The organism is Robiginitalea biformata HTCC2501, from assembly GCF_000024125.1.
GTDB lineage: Bacteria > Bacteroidota > Bacteroidia > Flavobacteriales > Flavobacteriaceae > Robiginitalea > Robiginitalea biformata.
The window spans coordinates 425,722-443,137 of record NC_013222.1; the positions used below are offsets into that span (position 1 = coordinate 425,722).

General features: G+C 54.6%; 17 protein-coding genes and 2 tRNA genes. 9 read left to right on the forward strand and 10 right to left on the reverse strand.

Translation table 11 applies throughout. From position 1 onward, the window contains the following. Window positions 1-7: 7 nt before the first annotated feature. Window positions 8-478, reverse strand: a complete 471-nt coding sequence (locus tag RB2501_RS01890) for a CBS domain-containing protein (protein WP_041327400.1) — start codon at window positions 476-478, stop codon at window positions 8-10. 121 nt (window positions 479-599) lie between these two features. Here RB2501_RS01890 and RB2501_RS01895 point away from each other — a divergent pair, with 121 nt between their 5' ends. From RB2501_RS01895 to RB2501_RS01910, 4 genes are all read left to right on the forward strand, one after another. Next, the gene (locus RB2501_RS01895) at window positions 600-2,885 is read left to right on the forward strand and encodes a M20/M25/M40 family metallo-hydrolase (RefSeq protein WP_015753027.1); all 2,286 of its coding nucleotides are present in this window, start codon (window positions 600-602) and stop codon (window positions 2,883-2,885) included. Continuing rightward, window positions 2,878-3,732, forward strand: a complete 855-nt coding sequence (locus RB2501_RS01900) for an SDR family oxidoreductase (RefSeq protein WP_015753028.1) — start codon at window positions 2,878-2,880, stop codon at window positions 3,730-3,732. The genes RB2501_RS01895 and RB2501_RS01900 overlap by 8 nt, the downstream gene beginning before the upstream one ends. Before the next feature lie 118 nt (window positions 3,733-3,850). Continuing rightward, the gene (locus tag RB2501_RS01905) at window positions 3,851-4,225 is read left to right on the forward strand and encodes a hypothetical protein (protein WP_015753029.1); all 375 of its coding nucleotides are present in this window, start codon (window positions 3,851-3,853) and stop codon (window positions 4,223-4,225) included. Between the two features lie 192 nt (window positions 4,226-4,417). Next, entirely contained in the window at window positions 4,418-5,125 is a 708-nt protein-coding gene (locus RB2501_RS01910) for a hypothetical protein (RefSeq protein ID WP_015753030.1), read from the forward strand. 94 nt (window positions 5,126-5,219) lie between these two features. On the opposite strand, the gene RB2501_RS01915 is transcribed toward RB2501_RS01910, so the two are convergent. Both RB2501_RS01915 and RB2501_RS01920 read right to left on the reverse strand, forming a co-directional pair. Further along, complete coding sequence (locus RB2501_RS01915; RefSeq protein ID WP_041326899.1) at window positions 5,220-5,720, reverse strand: nuclear transport factor 2 family protein; 501 nt, start codon at window positions 5,718-5,720, stop codon at window positions 5,220-5,222. 10 nt (window positions 5,721-5,730) lie between these two features. Next, complete coding sequence (locus tag RB2501_RS01920) at window positions 5,731-6,225, reverse strand: hypothetical protein (protein WP_015753032.1); 495 nt, start codon at window positions 6,223-6,225, stop codon at window positions 5,731-5,733. Between the two features lie 62 nt (window positions 6,226-6,287). On the opposite strand from RB2501_RS01920, the gene RB2501_RS01925 reads away from it, so the two are divergent. Then, window positions 6,288-7,238 (forward strand): NAD-dependent epimerase/dehydratase family protein, encoded by a 951-nt coding sequence (locus RB2501_RS01925; protein ID WP_015753033.1) that lies wholly within the window; start codon window positions 6,288-6,290, stop codon window positions 7,236-7,238. On the opposite strand, the gene rimK is transcribed toward RB2501_RS01925, so the two are convergent. The 5 genes from rimK to RB2501_RS01950 form a co-directional block, all read right to left on the reverse strand. Then, entirely contained in the window at window positions 7,226-8,599 is a 1,374-nt protein-coding gene (rimK, locus tag RB2501_RS01930) for a 30S ribosomal protein S6--L-glutamate ligase (RefSeq protein WP_015753034.1), read from the reverse strand. The genes RB2501_RS01925 and rimK overlap by 13 nt on opposite strands. 80 nt (window positions 8,600-8,679) lie before the next feature. Next, window positions 8,680-8,988, reverse strand: coding sequence for a hypothetical protein (locus RB2501_RS01935; protein WP_015753035.1), 309 nt, complete (start codon window positions 8,986-8,988; stop codon window positions 8,680-8,682). A 2-nt stretch (window positions 8,989-8,990) separates the two neighbouring features. Beyond that, window positions 8,991-9,965, reverse strand: a complete 975-nt coding sequence (locus RB2501_RS01940) for a deoxyhypusine synthase family protein (protein ID WP_015753036.1) — start codon at window positions 9,963-9,965, stop codon at window positions 8,991-8,993. A 56-nt stretch (window positions 9,966-10,021) separates the two neighbouring features. Further along, window positions 10,022-10,894, reverse strand: a complete 873-nt coding sequence (gene speB, locus RB2501_RS01945; protein ID WP_015753037.1) for an agmatinase — start codon at window positions 10,892-10,894, stop codon at window positions 10,022-10,024. 53 nt (window positions 10,895-10,947) lie between these two features. Continuing rightward, window positions 10,948-12,411 (reverse strand): arginine decarboxylase, encoded by a 1,464-nt coding sequence (locus RB2501_RS01950; protein ID WP_015753038.1) that lies wholly within the window; start codon window positions 12,409-12,411, stop codon window positions 10,948-10,950. 436 nt (window positions 12,412-12,847) lie between these two features. On the opposite strand from RB2501_RS01950, the gene RB2501_RS01955 reads away from it, so the two are divergent. Further along, window positions 12,848-13,555 carry a hypothetical protein gene (locus RB2501_RS01955; RefSeq protein WP_083760670.1) on the forward strand — a complete coding sequence of 236 codons (708 nt, stop codon included), beginning with the start codon at window positions 12,848-12,850 and terminating at the stop codon, window positions 13,553-13,555. A 106-nt stretch (window positions 13,556-13,661) separates the two neighbouring features. Here the strand turns inward: RB2501_RS01955 and moaC are convergent, their stop codons facing one another. Beyond that, a complete protein-coding gene (gene moaC, locus RB2501_RS01960; RefSeq protein WP_015753040.1) occupies window positions 13,662-14,096 on the reverse strand; it encodes a cyclic pyranopterin monophosphate synthase MoaC in 435 nt (144 codons plus the stop codon). A gap of 19 nt (window positions 14,097-14,115) precedes the next feature. Continuing rightward, a complete protein-coding gene (locus tag RB2501_RS01965; RefSeq protein ID WP_015753041.1) occupies window positions 14,116-14,583 on the reverse strand; it encodes a molybdenum cofactor biosynthesis protein MoaE in 468 nt (155 codons plus the stop codon). Between the two features lie 252 nt (window positions 14,584-14,835). Between RB2501_RS01965 and RB2501_RS01970 the strand changes: the two genes are divergently transcribed. The 3 genes from RB2501_RS01970 (at window position 14,836) to RB2501_RS01980 (ending at window position 17,043) form a co-directional block, all read left to right on the forward strand. Further along, window positions 14,836-14,907: transfer RNA gene (locus RB2501_RS01970), tRNA-Arg, on the forward strand. A 437-nt stretch (window positions 14,908-15,344) separates the two neighbouring features. Next, a tRNA-Arg gene (locus tag RB2501_RS01975) sits at window positions 15,345-15,416 on the forward strand. Between the two features lie 961 nt (window positions 15,417-16,377). Then, the gene (locus RB2501_RS01980) at window positions 16,378-17,043 is read left to right on the forward strand and encodes an ATP-binding cassette domain-containing protein (protein WP_015753042.1); all 666 of its coding nucleotides are present in this window, start codon (window positions 16,378-16,380) and stop codon (window positions 17,041-17,043) included. The last annotated feature ends 373 nt before the right edge of the window (window positions 17,044-17,416 follow it).

Below are 17,416 nucleotides of genomic sequence, written 5' to 3' on the forward strand. Positions count from 1 at the left end.
CGGTGCGCTATTTCCAGTTTTGGGAATTCAGCTTCAGGGCAGCCACAACGATATCCTTCCGGCTGATCTGCCCGATGAGCAACCCATCCTTCATAACGGGTAAGCGACGGCGGTTGTTTTTGTGAAACACCCCGGCCGCGTCGAAAATGGACATGTCATGGGGGATTGTTTCCACCTCCTTGGTCATAAAACGCTCGACGCTTTTATCCAGGATCGGCTGGTTGAAATACCTGCTTTCCGAGATTTGCTTCATGCAGTCGGCCTCGGAGACAATGCCGACCAAAAACCCGTTGTCGTCCAGTACGGGACCCCCGGAAATCCGGTGGCGCGTAAAGGCTTCCATCACTTCGAGAATCGACTGATCGGGTCGGAAAGTGACCAGGTTACGCGTCATATAATCGGACACCAGGATGGGGGCGTCGTATTCTTTTTTCGATGGATCCTTGGCCCTGCGGCCCTGAAAACTCTTAATAGCCATGGAGTTATATTTAGTCAGGTTATTCTTAAATATAGTATTTTCTTTCAATACCTTCTAAATTAAATCGCTGAAATGCCGGGGCCCTGCAATTTTTTATACTTTTAATTGCGAAATCCTCAGTATGAAACCTACCGCTACCGTCCTCTGCCTGCTCCTGCTGCTGGCAGCCACCTTCTGGGCTTTTGAAAGCGCTACTCCCCGCTACCATGAGGACGCGGATGTCCCGGCGGCCGAATTCTCCACCGACCGGGCGATGGAGCACGTTGTAGCGATAGCCCGAAAACCCCACGGGGTAGGTTTTCCTGGACACGATGACGTACGGGAATACCTGGTGCGCACGCTTCGCGGAATGGGCCTGGAACCCGAATTGCAGGAAGGATACACGGCCGGCGACTGGGGCAACCTGAGCAAGGCGGTCAATATTCTGGCCCGGATACCCGGGACGGGGTCCGGAAAAGCGCTCCTGCTCCTCTCCCATTACGACAGCAGCCCGCATTCCTCCTTCGGGGCGAGCGACGCGGGCAGCGGAGTGGCCGTGATCCTGGAGGCCGTCCGCGCCTACCGCGAATCTGGTGAGCAGCCTGCCAACGACATCATCCTCCTGTTTTCGGATGCCGAAGAGCTCGGCCTGAACGGGGCCGACCTTTTTGTCAACCAGCACCCCTGGGCCCAGGATGTGGGCCTTGTGCTGAACTTCGAAGCACGGGGCAGCGGGGGGCCCGGGTACATGCTCCTGGAGACCAACGGCGGAAATTCCGGACTCGTGGACGCTTTTGTTGCTGCCGGGGCCGAATACCCCGTCGCGAATTCGCTGGCCTACAGCATTTATAAAATGCTTCCCAACGATACGGACCTGACGGTCTTCCGGGAGGACGGGGATATCGAGGGGATGAACTTTGCCTTCATCGACGACCACTTTGACTACCATACAGCCCTGGACACCCCGGAACGATTGGATCTCAGAACCCTCGCGCATCAGGGCAGTTACCTGGTCCCCCTCCTGGAACACTTTAGCCAGGCTTCCCTGGACGGCCTGAAAAGCGGGGAGGATTCCGTCTATTTCAACCTGCCTTTTTTTGGGCTGGTCACCTATCCCTTTCGCTGGATCTGGCCGATATTTGGCCTGGCGGTGCTCGGTTTCCTCCTGGTCTGCGCGATTGGTTTACGCAACGGGCAACTGCACGGGAGGGGAATCCTCAAAGGGTTTGCCCCGCTATTCGCCTGCCTGATACTCAACGGCGCGGCCGGCTACTTTGCCTGGCCGCTGCTCAAAACCCTCTACCCGGGCTATGGGGATATCCTGCAAGGCTTCCCCTATAACGGCTACCTGTATATCGCTGCCTGGGCGGCCCTGGCGGCCGGCATCTGTTTCCTGGTGTATTCCAGGTTCCGGAAACTCCCACCGGCCGATACACTGGTGGCCCCACTCCTCCTTTGGTTGGTACTTTGCGGGGTGCTGAACATCTACCTGCCCGGGGCAGCTTTTTTCCTGATCCCGGGGATCGCCCTGTTGATGGCGCTGCTGATCAGCTGCCTGAAGGAGTCCCCCAATCCGTACGTCCTGTGCCTGTTGGGCATCCCCGCCCTCTGGATTTTTGCGCCGTTTGTTAAAATGTTTCCGGTGGGTCTCGGGATGAAAATGCTGATCGCGGCGAGCCTGATGACCACCTTCCTGTTTTTGTTGCTCCTCGGGCTGCTGGCAAGGCTTCCCAACAAAGCGCGCCTCGGCGGGTTGGGCCTCCTGTTGTTTGCCGGGTTCCTGGCAGGGGCGCATTTCTCCAGCCGGTATACCCCCGAAAACCCTAAGCCCACCAGTTTGCTGTACGTGGGCCAAACCGATACGCAACAGGCCTTCTGGGCCACGTACGAACAGGTCCCTTCCGATTGGACGCAGGCCTACCTGGGCCCCGAACCGGAGCGGCCGGAAACCGCCGGCCTGCATACGCTGAGCAGCAAATACAATTCGGGTTTCACGTTTATCCGCGAAGCGAGCCGCAAACCCATCCCGGAACCCGCCGTGGAAATCCTGACGGATACCCTGATCGGCGGCCGGCACCACCTGGTTCTGGAAATTATCCCCCAAAGGGATATTAACCGCCTGGAAGTCTTTGCCACCGGGGCGGAACTCAGCGCTGCCCGTGTCAACGGGGTGGAGCTTTCCGAGGATTACCTCGACCGGCGACGAGGCGGCAAACTGGTCACCCACTATGTGAGCGACAATGCCCCGACCCGTCTGGATTTGGAATTCCCGGCCGGGGAGGCCCTGGAACTGACCCTGTACGAAGCCTCCAACGACTTGCTGGATAACCCCTGGTTCAGCATCCCCCCGCGGCCCGCTGAAACGATCCCCATGCCATTTATACTGAACGATGCCGTCCTCTTGATTAAATCCCTGCATTTTGAGTGATTCCCCCGACTCCGCCCGTCACACTTTACCGGATGCCCCCGGGACCATCGGCATCCTCGGTTGCGGCTGGCTGGGTTTCCCCCTGGCCGGCAGGCTACTGGAATCCGGTTATTCGGTACGGGGAACCACTACGCGGGCCGAAAAGTTGGACAAGCTGGAAAATGCCGGGATACGAGCTTTTCAAGTGGTGTTGACGGAAACCGGCTTTACCGGGGATTGGCGGGAATTTCTGCAAGGGCTCGACCTGTTGGTATGCAATATTCCCCCGGGGATCCGGGCAAATCCGCAAACGGATTATCCGGCCAAAATACGCCACCTGGTCCGCGCCCTTGAAGACCATGGGGTCCCCCGCCTGATCTACATCGGGAGTACTTCGGTCTACGGCCGCAGCCAGGGGGTGGTGGACGAAGCCGCGGAACCCGAACCGGACAGCGAAAGCGGCAGGCAACTGCTGCGGGCGGAAGAAATCCTCCGGGCTTCCCCTCTCGCCGGGTCTTCACTCATCCTTCGATTTGGCGGGTTAATCGGTCCGAATCGCCACCCGGTGACGATGCTCTCCGGGCGGACGGGGCTTTCCGGGGGGAATGACCCGGTGAATCTCATCGAACGTACAGACTGCCTGAACCTCATTGAACGGGCGATACGCGACCCTTCCCAGGTAGGTATTGCCAACGGGGTAGCCCCGGGCCACCCGGCCAAGGCCGATTATTATCAAGGCGAAGCCCTGGAACGGGGCATCCCGCCACCCCAATATGTGGATTCCACAGGACAAAAACCGGGCAAACGCATAAAAAGTAGGCATTTTCTTGTTAATACGTACGAATTTCTGACAACTCCTGAGGCCTGATTCACCACATCCCAGGTGTGTTTCACAACAAAATCATCGACAAATGGTTAATTTATTCCGTTGATTTACAGTTTTTTATCGATAAACGGTAACTTTAGTATAGTTAAAACCACATGTCATGGAAACAAAACACATCGAAGAACGGATCGTTTCCGACCTCGAGGAGTTGATCTCCGAGAGTTGCGGAAAAAATCAGAATGACGAGCGATATCGCGAACTCCACCGCGATCTGCTGCGCAACCATTACAATGCGGCAGACGTGGACATCGACTACCATCGCAAACGCATCAGGATGTTTGTACTAGCGGACAATGCCAGTTACCGGCCGGGAAAAGTCAACCTGAACCTGCCGGTGCTGCACGTCAACCTATTGTTTAAAAACCTGAAGGCATTCCTAACCGGATGTTTGCAGACAGACCGCAAAAGTCTGTCTTTCTACGCCCAATTGCTCAGGCGGTTCCGGGCCGGCAAACGCCAGGCCGTCCTGTACTGATCTGTCCCGCTAACCAACCATGACCCAATTCAAGAGGGGGGCCGAATGACGCCCCCCTTTTTTGTGCCCGCTTGTATCCTCGTAATGCGAGTTCCCTGCCAATCAGGATCAGACCGGGACACCCGGCTTTCAGGGGTTGCTGGTGCGACTACAAAAAATAACGTAATTTTGCCCACCTGAAACACTGTCAAAATGAAAAAACTGGTTTGGCTTATCCTGCTGGCCGCAGGATTCCAGCTGACTGCCCAAACGGAGTCGGCCCTGAAAAAACACTATGAGGATTACTACCGCCAAATGCGCGTGCAGGGCGATGTGCGCGGAGTGATCAACGCCCTCACCCACCTGAACCTCCTGGATTATTCCGTGGAGCGGCGGGACACGCTGGCCTACGTATACGCCAACAACGACCAGCACCTGCAGGCGCTTAACCTGCTGGGGGTGGACCTCAGCCCGGAGGATTCGGATATCGCCCTGCAGGTCAAAGCCCTTTCCCTGAAATCCCTGAACCAGCCCAAACGTTCGCTGGAGCATTTCGAAGCCCTGTTCGACCGCAACCCGAACCCCTACCTCTCGTATGAGATCGCCGATCTGAAAATCCAGGTGGGAGAAAATGCCGGGGCGCTAACCGCCATCGAATACGGTATTGAACACGCTACGGACGAGATGAAATACGCCTTTTACGAAAGGCAGCAGCCCTACGAGGTCTCGCTGAAGTCCGCATTGATCCACCTCCGCGGCCTGGCGCAATACGGTATGAACCGCAACAACATCGACAAGGCGATTGCCAGTTTTGACGAGGCCCTGGCCATGGATCCCAATTTCAACCTGGCCAGCCTGAGCAAGCAGGCACTCGAATCCAGGAAACAACAGGCGCAGGAAGGGGAAAACCCGGATAACTAACCGGATAACTCCAGGGAAGCAAAGGCCGCATACCAAAAGCGTGCCGACCCGCCGGTATCAATGGCGCGATACGTATCAATCCCTTCGAATCCGGCTATTGCCCGTCACCGGTAAGGCGGGCGCGAACCAGGCTATCTCGTTCTCTCTTCAGGGCAACAGCCCCCTCCACCTCTTCATTGGGAATGGTCATCGACAGGACATAGTGCGCAATCTTCCAGCCTTCCGGGGTTTTCACCAGTGTCCCGGACCCCCTGCAGAGTTGCATCCAGGTATCCAGCAGTTCGTCGAACCAGGCGGTTTTTCCCCCGGGCCCAAGGTAGATATTCCGCTCGATAGCCCGGAATGACCAGGCCTTCCCCTGGTCAAAATACGGCCTGGAAAATTCCATGAAGGCCTCCCGGTCCCAATTTTCAGAGGCATCCGTGCCGATGAACACCCCGCCGGGGGCCATCAAACCGAAATACGCATCAAAATCGGCGTCCGAAGCGGCCTGGTGCCAGGCCGTTAGCAAACTGTCCAAATGTTTTTTTTCGGCTTGCTGCCCCGCCACCATCAGGGGCAGGCAACACATGAATAACAGGGAGAATCTTTTCATGGTCTGGGTTTTAGTCCTCGTCAAAGAGGGACGGGTCGAGCTGGCTGGACTCCACGCGGTTGAGCTGAGACCGGAAGGCGTTATAGGCTTCCAGGAACTGGCGCAGTGCCGGGCGGTAATCCCTGCGGTAATACAGGGCCGCCTGGGTTTTCAGCAGGAATGTCCGGACCACCCGCTCCCTGCTCCTGACCGATGGGATATTAAATAGTTCCGGGAATTCCGATTCCTCGAGGGCCTGAAAATCGGCGGTGAGTTCCTCGAGTTTTAATTTCATTTCTTCAGGACCCTGCACGTTGTATAGGGATGCGATGCGCTCCTCGAGCGCGGTAAACGCCTCCCAATCTGCCACTGCAGTGCGGACCGGACCCTGCAGACCCACCGGTTCCGGCAGGGGGAGCGTGTCCGGGAGGGTTCCCTCAGGGGGGCTGTCAATCCGCGGGCCCGCCGGCTGGTCACAACCGGAAAGCACGCATAAGAGCAGGAAAAAAGCGCACAATTTCTTCATAATCGAAGGTACAAATTTACAAAGAGTTATCTTTAGCCGCGCAAACTATTAGCGCACGCGATATGGCCAAAACCATCTTGATTCTGGGCGCCTGCGGGCAGATCGGCACGGAACTCACCCTGGCCCTGAGGGGGATTCACGGGCCGGAGGCCGTGGTGGCGAGCGACATCCGGGAGGGCGATTCCGAACTGATGGGTTCCGGGCCGTTTGAAATCCTGGATGCCACAGACGCCGACGCCATGGAAGAGGTGGTAGTGCATTACGAGGTGGACGAGATTTACCTGATGGCTGCTATGCTGAGCGCTACGGCCGAAAAGTTCCCGGACCGGGCATGGAACCTGAACATGAATACGCTGTTCAACGTCCTGAAGCTCGCCAGGGAAAACAAGATTTCCAAAATATTCTGGCCATCGAGCATTGCGGTCTTCGGGGGTACGACCCCCAAGGAGGATACCCCCCAGTCCACCGTGATGGAACCGAGTACCGTATACGGCATCAGCAAACAATCCGGGGAACGCTGGTGTGCCTACTACCATCGGAAATTCGGCGTGGATGTGCGCAGCCTCCGATATCCCGGGCTCATCAGCTGGAAGACTCAGCCGGGAGGGGGCACCACGGACTACGCGGTAGAGATCTTTCACGAAGCCTTGAAAAACGGCACCTATACGAGTTTCCTGGACCGGGATACACGCCTGCCCATGATGTATATGGACGACGCGATCCGGGCGACCATCGAATTGATGCGCGCCGATGCGGAGGCCCTGAGCATCCGCTCTTCCTACAACCTGCAGGCAATGACCTTCAGCCCGGAGGAACTCGCAGAGGCCATCCGGCGGGAGATTCCGGATTTCAGAATTGAATACGCCCCGGATTTCCGGCAGGAAATCGCCGATTCCTGGCCGAGCCGCATAGACGATTCCCAGGCCCGGGAGGACTGGGGCTGGCAGCCGGAATACGACCTGCAGAAAACCACCGCTACCATGTTGGCTGAATTGCGGGCTCAGGCAGGCTGATAGTTGAGCTTCTTCTCTATCGCGCGGATCATGCTGTCCGCAATGTCCTTGCCGGTGGCATTTTCGATGCCCTCCAGGCCCGGCGACGAGTTGACTTCCAGCAATAACGGCCCCTTGTTGGACCGGATGATATCCACCCCGGCGACCGCCAGGTTGAGCACCTTGGCCGCCTTGATAGCCAGCTTCCGCTCCTCGGAGGTGATTTTTACCGGGGAAGCACTCCCCCCCTGGTGGATGTTTGCCCGGAATTCGCCTTTTTCCGCCTGCCGCTGCATGGAGGCCACCACCTTGTTGTTGATCACAAAGCAGCGGATATCCTGGCCATTGGCCTCCTTGATAAATTCCTGCACCAGGATGTTTGTCTGGACGCTTTTAAAGGCATTGATTACGCTTTCGGCGGCCTTGTTGGTTTCGGCCAGCACCACCCCTTTGCCCTGCGTGCTCTCGAGGAGTTTGATGATCAGGGGCGCCCCGTTCACCATCTTGATCAGGTCCCGGGTGTCGTTCGGGGACTTGGCAAATCCGGTAATGGGGATATGGATGTCGTGGCGGGAAAAAAGCTGGGAGGCAAATAGTTTGTCGCGGGATTGCGTAATGGCCTCGGCGGAATTCAGGCAATAGACCCCCAGGTTGTCGAATTGCCGGATCAGCGCGCAACCGTAAAACGTGACGGCGGGCTTGATCCTCGGGATGATCGCGTCGAATTCATTGAGGATGTTGCCCCCACGGTAGCGGATTTCCGGGGAGCGGGCATCGAGTTTCATGTAGGCGAGCTCCACGTTGAGGAACACGATTTCGTGCCCCCTGCCCTGGGCGGCTTCCATGATGCGCTTGTTGCTGTAGAGCTGCGGGTTGCTGGCAAGGAGCGCAATCTTCAGGCCGGACCGGGAAGGGCGATGTGGCTTGTACAGCCCTTCGAGTTCCGCGTCGCTGATCTCCTGCTGGCTGAAACTCGCAGCGGGGTTTACCAGGTAGCGTCCCGAGAGGGCCTCCCGGCCCAGGAGCATGCGGTACTCCATCGTGTCCCGGCTGGCCAGGGTTACTTCGATTTCAAAGGTATCCTCCCCCAGGCGTACAGGTGTCCGGATAACCAGGCGCTCCTCGGTGATCCCCGAGGAACTTTTTACATACCGCCGGTCTACCAGTTTCGCTTCGCACGGAATAGTGATACTGCGCGTATCCTGGAGCGGGTGTACCTCAAAGTGCACCCATTCTTCCCCGTGCTTCATCACCACCTTGATATTGGTGGCCTGCATGGAGGATGTCTTGGCCCCGGAATCCACCCGGGCCTTTATTGCCGGGATGCCCAGGTCGTCAAAGACGCACCACTCTTCGCTCCCGAGCGTTGGTAATTGGGTCATGGAAATCTAAATTTAAGGGCTGGCCACCGGAAGCTGCAGGCGGCACGGGAAAAAGTTGATTGCATTCGGTTTGGGCGGAATCACATTTCCGGGTCGTCTTCCGAATCGATTTCGACGTCCGGAATGGCCTCCGGGTCATCGTCGTCAAAATCCTCGTAGTCTTCCTCCTCGTAGTTGGCCATGGTTTTCTCCAGCTTGGCGCTGATTTTAACCAGGTATTTCGTGTCGTCCGTGGTAACTTCTACCGCTTCCACGCGTTCGCCCTGCGCATTCCTGAAGGTGATGATGTTGTCGTCGTCGTAACCGTCCGGATACTTCTCGACCAGCAACTTCAGCACCTCGGGGGTCAGTTTCTTAAAATCTACTATGACGCGCTTGAGGTTATCCATAATTACATGTTTAAAAGGTAAGCAAAAATTAAGGGCGCGACAATCGTCGCGTCGCTCTCCACGATAAACTTCGGTGTGTCGATCCCCAGTTTTCCCCAGGTGATCTTCTCGTTGGGCACCGCGCCGGAGTAGGATCCATAGCTCGTGGTGCTGTCGCTGATTTGGCAGAAATAGCTCCAGAACGGCGTCTCGGTGCGCTCCAGGTCCTGGTAGAGCATCGGTACCACGCAGATGGGGAAGTCGCCGGCTATGCCGCCCCCGATCTGGAAGAATCCGATCCCCTTATCGGAATTGTCCGTATACCAGTCGGCCAGGTAGGTCATGTACTCAATGCCGGATTTCATCGTGCTGGCTTTCAGTTCGCCCTTGACCACGTAGGAAGCAAAGATGTTTCCCATGGTGCTGTCCTCCCAACCCGGGCAAACCAGGGGCAGGTTCTTTTCCGCCGCCGCGTACATCCAGGAATCCTTTAAATCTATCTCGTAATGGGGTTCCAGCACGCCGGAGAGCAGGAGCTTATACATAAATTCATGGGGGAAATACCGCTCCCCGGCCGCTTCTGCATCCTTCCAGATCTTAAAAATGTGCTCCTGCAGCCGCCGGAAAGCTTCTTCCTCCGGGATGCACGTGTCGGTTACCCGGTTGAGGCCTTTTTCCAGCAGCGCCCATTCGTCTTTCGGGGTGAGGTCCCGGTATTCGGGGACCCTCCGGTAATGGCTGTGGGCCACCAGGTTCATGATGTCCTCCTCCAGGTTGGCGCCCGTACAGCTGATAATATGCACCTTGTCCTGCCGGATCATCTCGGCAAAAATCCGCCCGAGCTCGGCAGTGCTCATCGCCCCGGCCAGGGAGACGAGCATTTTTGCGCCCTGGTCCAACTGGTCCTGGTAGCCTTTGGCGGCGTCCACCAGGGCGGCGGCGTTGAAGTGGCGGAAGTATCGGGTAATAAAATCGGTAACCGGGGCATTTGAATCCATGTTCTTAACTTTTATCGGGAGGCGACATTGGGGCATAGGGCAAGGCGCCGCGGCGCTCAGGCATCCCCTTCGATCGCATCCTCCCTGAATTTATAACTCAACATTTTATAATACAACTTGGCCGCCAGGAAATCCGAGGACCGGTCGGCCGGGTTGGGGCAGAGCTCCACGATGTCGAAGCCCACCACGTTTTTTTCCTCAAAGACCCGAAATAAAAATTCCAGGGTCTCGTACCAAAAGAGGCCCCCGGGCTCCGGGGTGCCCGTGGACGGCAAAATGGACGGATCCAAGGCGTCCAGGTCAAAAGTGATAAACACGTTGTCCGTGAGCAACTCAATGACCTTGTCCATCCAGAACTCGTCCGCAGCCATTTCGTGGGCAAAAAACACCTTCTCCGGGTCCATATAGGTCTTTTCAATAGCATCCATGCTGCGGATGCCCACCTGAACCAGGTTGGTGGTTTGCGATGCCTCGTGCACCGCGCAGGCGTGGTTGTAGGCCGTGCCTTCATAGGTTTTACGCAGGTCCGCATGGGCGTCGATCTGCAGGACGGTCAGGTCGTCGAAGCACTCGTTGAAGGCCCGGATCGACCCGATCGATAGCGAGTGCTCCCCCCCGAACAGCGTAACGAACTTGTTTCGCATGATGTAATCCTTCACCTGGTCGTGGACCGCGTTAACCACCCCCTCGGGGTGATCCCCCGTGACAGGCGGGGCCAGGTAGATGCCCTGACGGTACACCTCCGTGCCGGTTTCGATGTCGTAGAGCTCCATGTTTTCCGATGCCTCCAGGAAGGCGTCGGGGCCTTTGTCCGCGCCTTTTCCCCAGGTACTCGTACCGTCATAAGGCACGGGGATCAGGACCACGGCGGCTTTCTCCATTTGCGAGAATTCGTCAGGAATCCCGGCGTAATTCTTCGATTGTTTCATAGGGGTAGTCAATTAGGTTTTACAGGTGAATGATTTTGGATTTCACGGGCCATTCAGGAGGCCGTTTCCCGTTTTTTACCGGTGCGCAGGCTGGTTTGCGCTTCCGGTTCCCCGTCGGGGCCCGGACCGTAACCCAGGATCTGCATGTGGTCCCGGGCCGTTTGCTGTTCGCTGAACACCGATATAAATACCTCGCCGTTTTCTTCCCGGTCTATCAGCAGGTGCTTTGGCTGGGGGATCAGGCAGTGGTGCAGCCCCCCGAACCCGCCGATGGTTTCCTGGTATGCCCCCGTATTGAAAAACCCGATGTACAGGGGTTTGCCCGAATGGAACTTGGGCAGGTAAATGGCATTCATGTCCTGCTGGCTGTTGTAATAATCGTCGCTGTCGCAGGTGAGCCCGCCCAGGAGTACGCGCTCGTACGGGTCGTCCCAGCGGTTTACCGACAGCATGATAAAGCGTTTGTTGATGGCCCAGGAATCCGGCAGGGTCGTGATAAACGAGCTGTCAATCATATTCCATTTCTCCCGGTCGTTCTGTTGTTTCTGGTACAACACCTTGTATACGGCCCCGCCGCTTTCCCCCACGGTAAAACTGCCGAATTCGGTGAAGATGTTGGGCGGGGGCACGTCTCCTTCCTCGCAGGTGAGCTTAATCTGGTTCACGATCTCATCCACCATATAGGCGTAATCGTATTGGAAGGAAAGGGAATTCTTGGTCGGGAAACCCCCGCCGATATTCAGACTGTCCAGGCTCGGGCACAGCTTTTTCAGGCGGACGTATACCTTGAGGCACTTGTTGAGTTCGTTCCAGTAATACGCATTGTCGCGGATCCCCGTATTGATGAAAAAATGCAGCATCCGGAGTTCCACCTTGTCGTTATCCCGGATCTGGTTCTCGTAAAACGGGACGATGTCCTTGTAGCCGATCCCCAGGCGGGAGGTGTAAAACTCAAACTTCGGCTCCTCCTCGGAAGCGATTCGGATCCCGACCTTGAAAGGTTGGTCGATGACTTCGTCCAGAAGGGAAAGCTCCTCGTAATTATCGATAATCGGGATGCAATTCCGGTGGCCTTCGTTGATAAGCCGCCCAATATTGTCCACGTAGGCCTCCCGTTTAAAGCCGTTGCAGATCACGTAGGTGCGGTCGCTGATCAACCCCTGCGCCTTCAGATTCTCGACAATATCGATGTCGAAGGCGGAAGATGTCTCGATGTGGATGTCGTTCTTCAGGGCTTCGTGCAGCACATAGCGGAAATGCGAGCTCTTGGTGCAGTAGCAATAATAGTACTTACCCGGGTAGTCGTGCTTTTCCATCGCCTCGGCAAACCAGTCCTTGGCCCGGTTGATATTCTGGGAAATCTTGGGCAGGTAGGTAAACTTCAGCGGGCTGCCGTAGCGCTCAATCAGGTCTGTGAGGGAAACCCCGTGGAAACGGAGCCGGTCCCCCTCCAGGTCGAACTCTTCTGTGGGGAAATAATAAGTCTGATCGATAAGATCCCGATAGGTAATATTCATAATGGTTGAAATTCTATGCCGACCCGGTATCTGCCGGGGCCGGAAATTAGTTCATAGGCCTCCGTGTCAGGGAAAATAAGCCAATTGGAAGTACACGTACAAGTCCGCAGGAACCGGCGGAGCGGAAAACGATGCTTACGGAAGTTAGCTTTAAACTTCGGTTGCCTATCTGATAGGCCGTGATGGGGTATGACTTCCTTTTTCCCCACCACCCGAATATACAAACACGATTCAAGATGTTCAGCTAGTCCAAATGGGTCAGCCCCATTTTTGACGGCTGCAAATGAAAACTTTTTTTTTAAATATAACCGGTTTTTTGCGTTTTTTTTAAATATCATTCACCTCGTCATTCAACTAGCTGGTTTTCAGTATCTTTAATAATTTTCTGAACCGTAAATATGTTGTAATTTAGGGGGATTCAAAGTCTGAAACCATTATGAAACGATTAATTTTTTGTGCGATCGCCTCGGTGCTATCCGCCTGGGGCGTGGGGGCCCAGATTAGCCCTGGCGCCTACAAGGCCGTTGAAATGCACGGGGACACCACCCGGAACCACCTGCTGCTCGTTTCCGATAACTACATCATCCATACCACTTACGACAGCCAGCCCGCCCATTTTATCAGTACGATGGGAGGCTTCTACGAAATCGGCGAAGATTCGCTCCGGGTAGACCTGGAATTCAATACAGACTATGAGAAAACGGGAGAAAAGGTGCACCGGGTGTCCTACGGCTATGCAGACGGCAACCTTATTTTCAACGAAAACCACGCCCGTCCCTACCGGCGGGAACCCGACCTGGACCAACCCCTGGACGGCGCCTGGCTCTTTGCCACCCGGGGGCCGGATACCGGGCAGGAACGCCGGGGCGATAACAGCGCGCGCAAAACACTCAAGTTCCTGAACAACGGATATTTCCAATGGGTTGCCTACAATTCGGAAACCATGGACTTTATGGGGTCCGGAGGCGGCCGGTACGCGGCAGACCAGGGCATCTATACGGAACAGATCCAGTTCTTCTCCCGGGACGATTCCCGCGTGGGGGCCGAGTTGGAATTCTCATTTGAACGCAAGGGGGACGACTGGCACCACACCGGAAAGAACAGCCGGGGGGAACCCATGTACGAGATCTGGTCGATCCGTTAGGATTTCGGCCGGGGCAGTTGTGCCATTGCGTCCAGAGGAAGCCCGAGAGGGGCCCGAGCGCATCCAGGAGCGGCTCGCAATCCCGTGAAATCTTCCTGCAGAATTATTAATCCGCCGACCTGCGGATGTCCGATTTACCCCCGGTCTTCTCCAGGAGCCGGATGGTCCGGATTTCCACTTCCTTGTCTATGGGTTTGAGCATGTCGTAGATGGTAAGGGCCACCACGCTGGCCCCGTGCATGGCTTCTACCTCCACCCCGGTTTTGTAGTGGGTCCGGACGGTCATCAGGATGCGGATTTCCATACCGTCCATTTCATATGCCACCCGGGCCTCCTCGATGGGCAGGGGGTGGCAGTCCGGCAACAGGTAGGGGGTTTGCTTTACCCCGAGCAGCCCGGCAGCCTTACTCATTTCCAATACATCCCCTTTGGGCACCCGGCCTTCCCGGATGGCCCGGATGGTTTCCTCCCTGCCGGTGCGCACTATGGCCTCTGCCGTAGCAGACCGCAGCGTTACCTCTTTGTGGGTTATGTCTACCATGAATTGTTAATTGCTTGGGTTATTTATTGACTTTCCAGGCATAGGAATCGTCGCCGAACAACTCCTTGCCAAATACCGGCAATTCCTTTTTGATGCGCTCCACCAGCTCGTGCAGCGCTTCGAATACCGCCTTCCGGTGCGGGGACGAAACAAACACAAACAAGCAGATCTCCCCTACGGCCACTTCGCCCAGGCTGTGGTAGATATGCATGCAGCTCAGGTCGTATTTGCCGAACAAATCTTCCCGGATCTCATGCATCTTCTCATGGGCCATCTCCTCATAGGCCGTATAGGCAATCCCCGTCACGGTTTTGCCGTCAATCTCGTCGGCCCGGACCTGGCCCAAAAAAATGTCATGGGCCCCAATCCCGGTCTTGGACTGGTGTTTGGCAATGGACTGCGCGATAAAATCCGGGGCGATGGGCCCCTCGATAAAAAGCGCCTTCTTTTTGGCAATGCCCTTTTCAGTTTCTTTCTTCGTTTCCATGTTCCGAATCTTTCCCTGCTAAGGTAGGGAAGATATTGCGAATCCCGCGGCTGGCAGCCCCACTTGCTCATGGCCGCCGGGCCTGGCCGGCATACCTCATTATACCGACCACGCTGCGGCCTGGACAAAAAACGCCTCCCCCCGGAAACCACAAGCCACGCGGAAATCCGTCCACACAGAGCCCTCCGATTTTGAAGCCGAGCGCCCTGAGATTTTAAAAAGTATTCATAAATTCGCAGACCCTTTTACGGCGGCCCCGTAGTTCAATGGATAGAATAGAAGTTTCCTAAACTTTAGATCCAGGTTCGATTCCTGGCGGGGCTACAAATAAGCACAAAAACACCCCGGCAACCGCCGGGGTATTTCATTTCCGGAGGTTCGCGTAGAAAGCTCGCTTTCTTAAGCGGGCCGAGGGAAATGAAATCCAGGCTGGCAAAGCCAGCATGGGGTTTTTGTATTTTCAGAATGGAGCCGCCAGGAACTGCGGAGCTGTAACGAACTTTAGTGAGTGGAGGCGAAGCGATTCCTGGTGTATTTTCAGAATGGAGCCGCCAGGAACTGCGGAGCGCAGCGAAGCGATTCCTGGTGTATTTTCAGAATGGAGCCGCCAGGAACTGCGGAGCGAAGCGAAGCGATTCCTGGGTTGGGTTCCGGCAGGATCCCCAAAGGAACAACGAGGCGCTCCAGCGACCACCTGGCAGGATCCGTCCGATACTTTTTGTTTGAAAACAGAGAAAACGTTTTATCTTTGCACTCCCAACGGCTCCGTAGTACAATGGATAGTATATGGGTTTCCGGTACCCAGGATCTAGGTTCGATTCCTAGCGGGGCTACAAATAAGCACAAAAACACCCCGGCAACAGCCGGGGTATTTTATTTCCGGAGGTTCGCGTAGAAAGCTCGCTTTCTTAAGCGGGACGAGGGAAATGAAATCCAGGCTGGCATGGCCAGCATGGGGTTTTTGTATTTTCAGAATGGAGCCGCTTGGAACAACGAGGCGCTCCAGCGACCACTTGGGAGCTCGCGCCGAGTTATCTCCTGCGGGGCTTCAGACCGGAGCCGTCAGGAACAACGAGCAAAGCGAAGTTATCTCCTGCGGGGCTTCAGACTGGAGCCGCCAGAAACTGCGTAGCGCAGCGAAGCGATTCCTGGGATGCAGTTCAGACTGGAGCCCCAAAGGAACAACTAGCGCAGCGAAGTTATCTCCTGCGGGGCTATTGTACACACCCGCACCACCTAATCCAGCCTCTTCTTGACCTTCATGTCACTTTAATAACGTCTTAGCACGTGCTTTTGTCCGGTTGACAGAGCGAAAGCCAGTAACGATATGTAAGGACTCAGGCAAATCCTAGAGTCTGCCTTTGGTAAAACCCGTCTGTTCCACTTAGAAAGCAAGTAAAAGCTTCTTTCGCGCTGCAAGCCCCAAAGCCTTACCAAAACTAATCTGCTTGCGAGGCTTTCAGCTAAATACTCTATATAGGGTATATTTGAATGGACCGATCCCTTAGAAATAATCCCTATTCTGAAATATCTTAAGAGCATCGTATTATTTCAAAGGCGAATTATTCCTTTAGCCCTTCTACTTTCTATCCCGGCGGGCCTTATAGCCAATGGCAATTTCCAATTCTTTGGATATTCCGTTTTAATCTTTGCACTTGCACTTCAGTATTGGGTGTATGATCACAAGCGCCCCCAGGAGTATTATTACTATTACAACTTAGGGCTAAGTCCGGTCAAACTTTGGCTTTCCACTTTTGTAATTGGTTTCATTCTATTGATTATCTCTTTTCTGCTATGAAAACTCTGCACATAGATAGCGTAAGAAAGTCATACCAGAACAAGGTCATTCTCAGCGATATTTATCTGGCATGCAAAACAGGTGAAATCGTTGGGCTTTTGGGCCGCAATGGCAGTGGAAAATCAACCCTGCTTAAAATCATTTTTGGGTCTGAAAGAGCGGACAATAAATTTGTACGGGCAGGTGATAGAATTATCAGGAATATTACAGACGGCAGAAATCTTGTCAACTACTTACCTCAGGATAATTTCTTGCCCAGAGGCGTTCGCATCCGAACACTATTCGAGTTATTTCTAACGTCCAAAATGAATAGGCATATTCTTGAGCACGAATACGTCCAACCACTGCTCAATAAAAAGAATGATGAATTGTCAGGTGGTGAGAAAAGGATCGTTGAGATTTTATTACTCATTCATTCTAATGCCGACTTCATTCTCCTGGATGAGCCTTTTAACGGGTTGAGCCCAAAACTGTGTGATTACATCTGCGAGTACATTAAACAACTTGCCCCAACCAAGGGGTTTATAATTTCAGATCACGACTACACGAATATCATCAACCCATCAGATCGAATAGTTGTACTAAAGGATGGTTACCTGCGCGAGATTAAAGACAAAGCAGAGCTGGTTGAATTGGGATATCTTTTGGAAAGCCACCTGTAATCATACGGTCAGTCTTTCAGGGTATACTATGAGTCGAAAATTTCATTTTTGACGAAATTCCAAACTGATTATCAGGGCGTTAGAACGTTTTTGATCCAAAAATGCGTTATTCCCCCAATCTGGAAATCCCATAACTGATTGATAATGTGATGAGTGCGAAACGCAACCTGCCAGCGGCAGGTTACCCTCTTGCTCTTCAAAAAAGACCTTTGCGAAGCAAAGAATAAGCACATCAAACGGAGTATAAACTTCCTCGCTCAGCAGGGTTAGTTAGTGGCAAGATTTGGGTTTTGATTAAACGAAAAAGATGGACTTCAATAAATCTCAACTTGTGAATCCATTCATCAAAATAAATTAGGCTTTGAAGGAATTT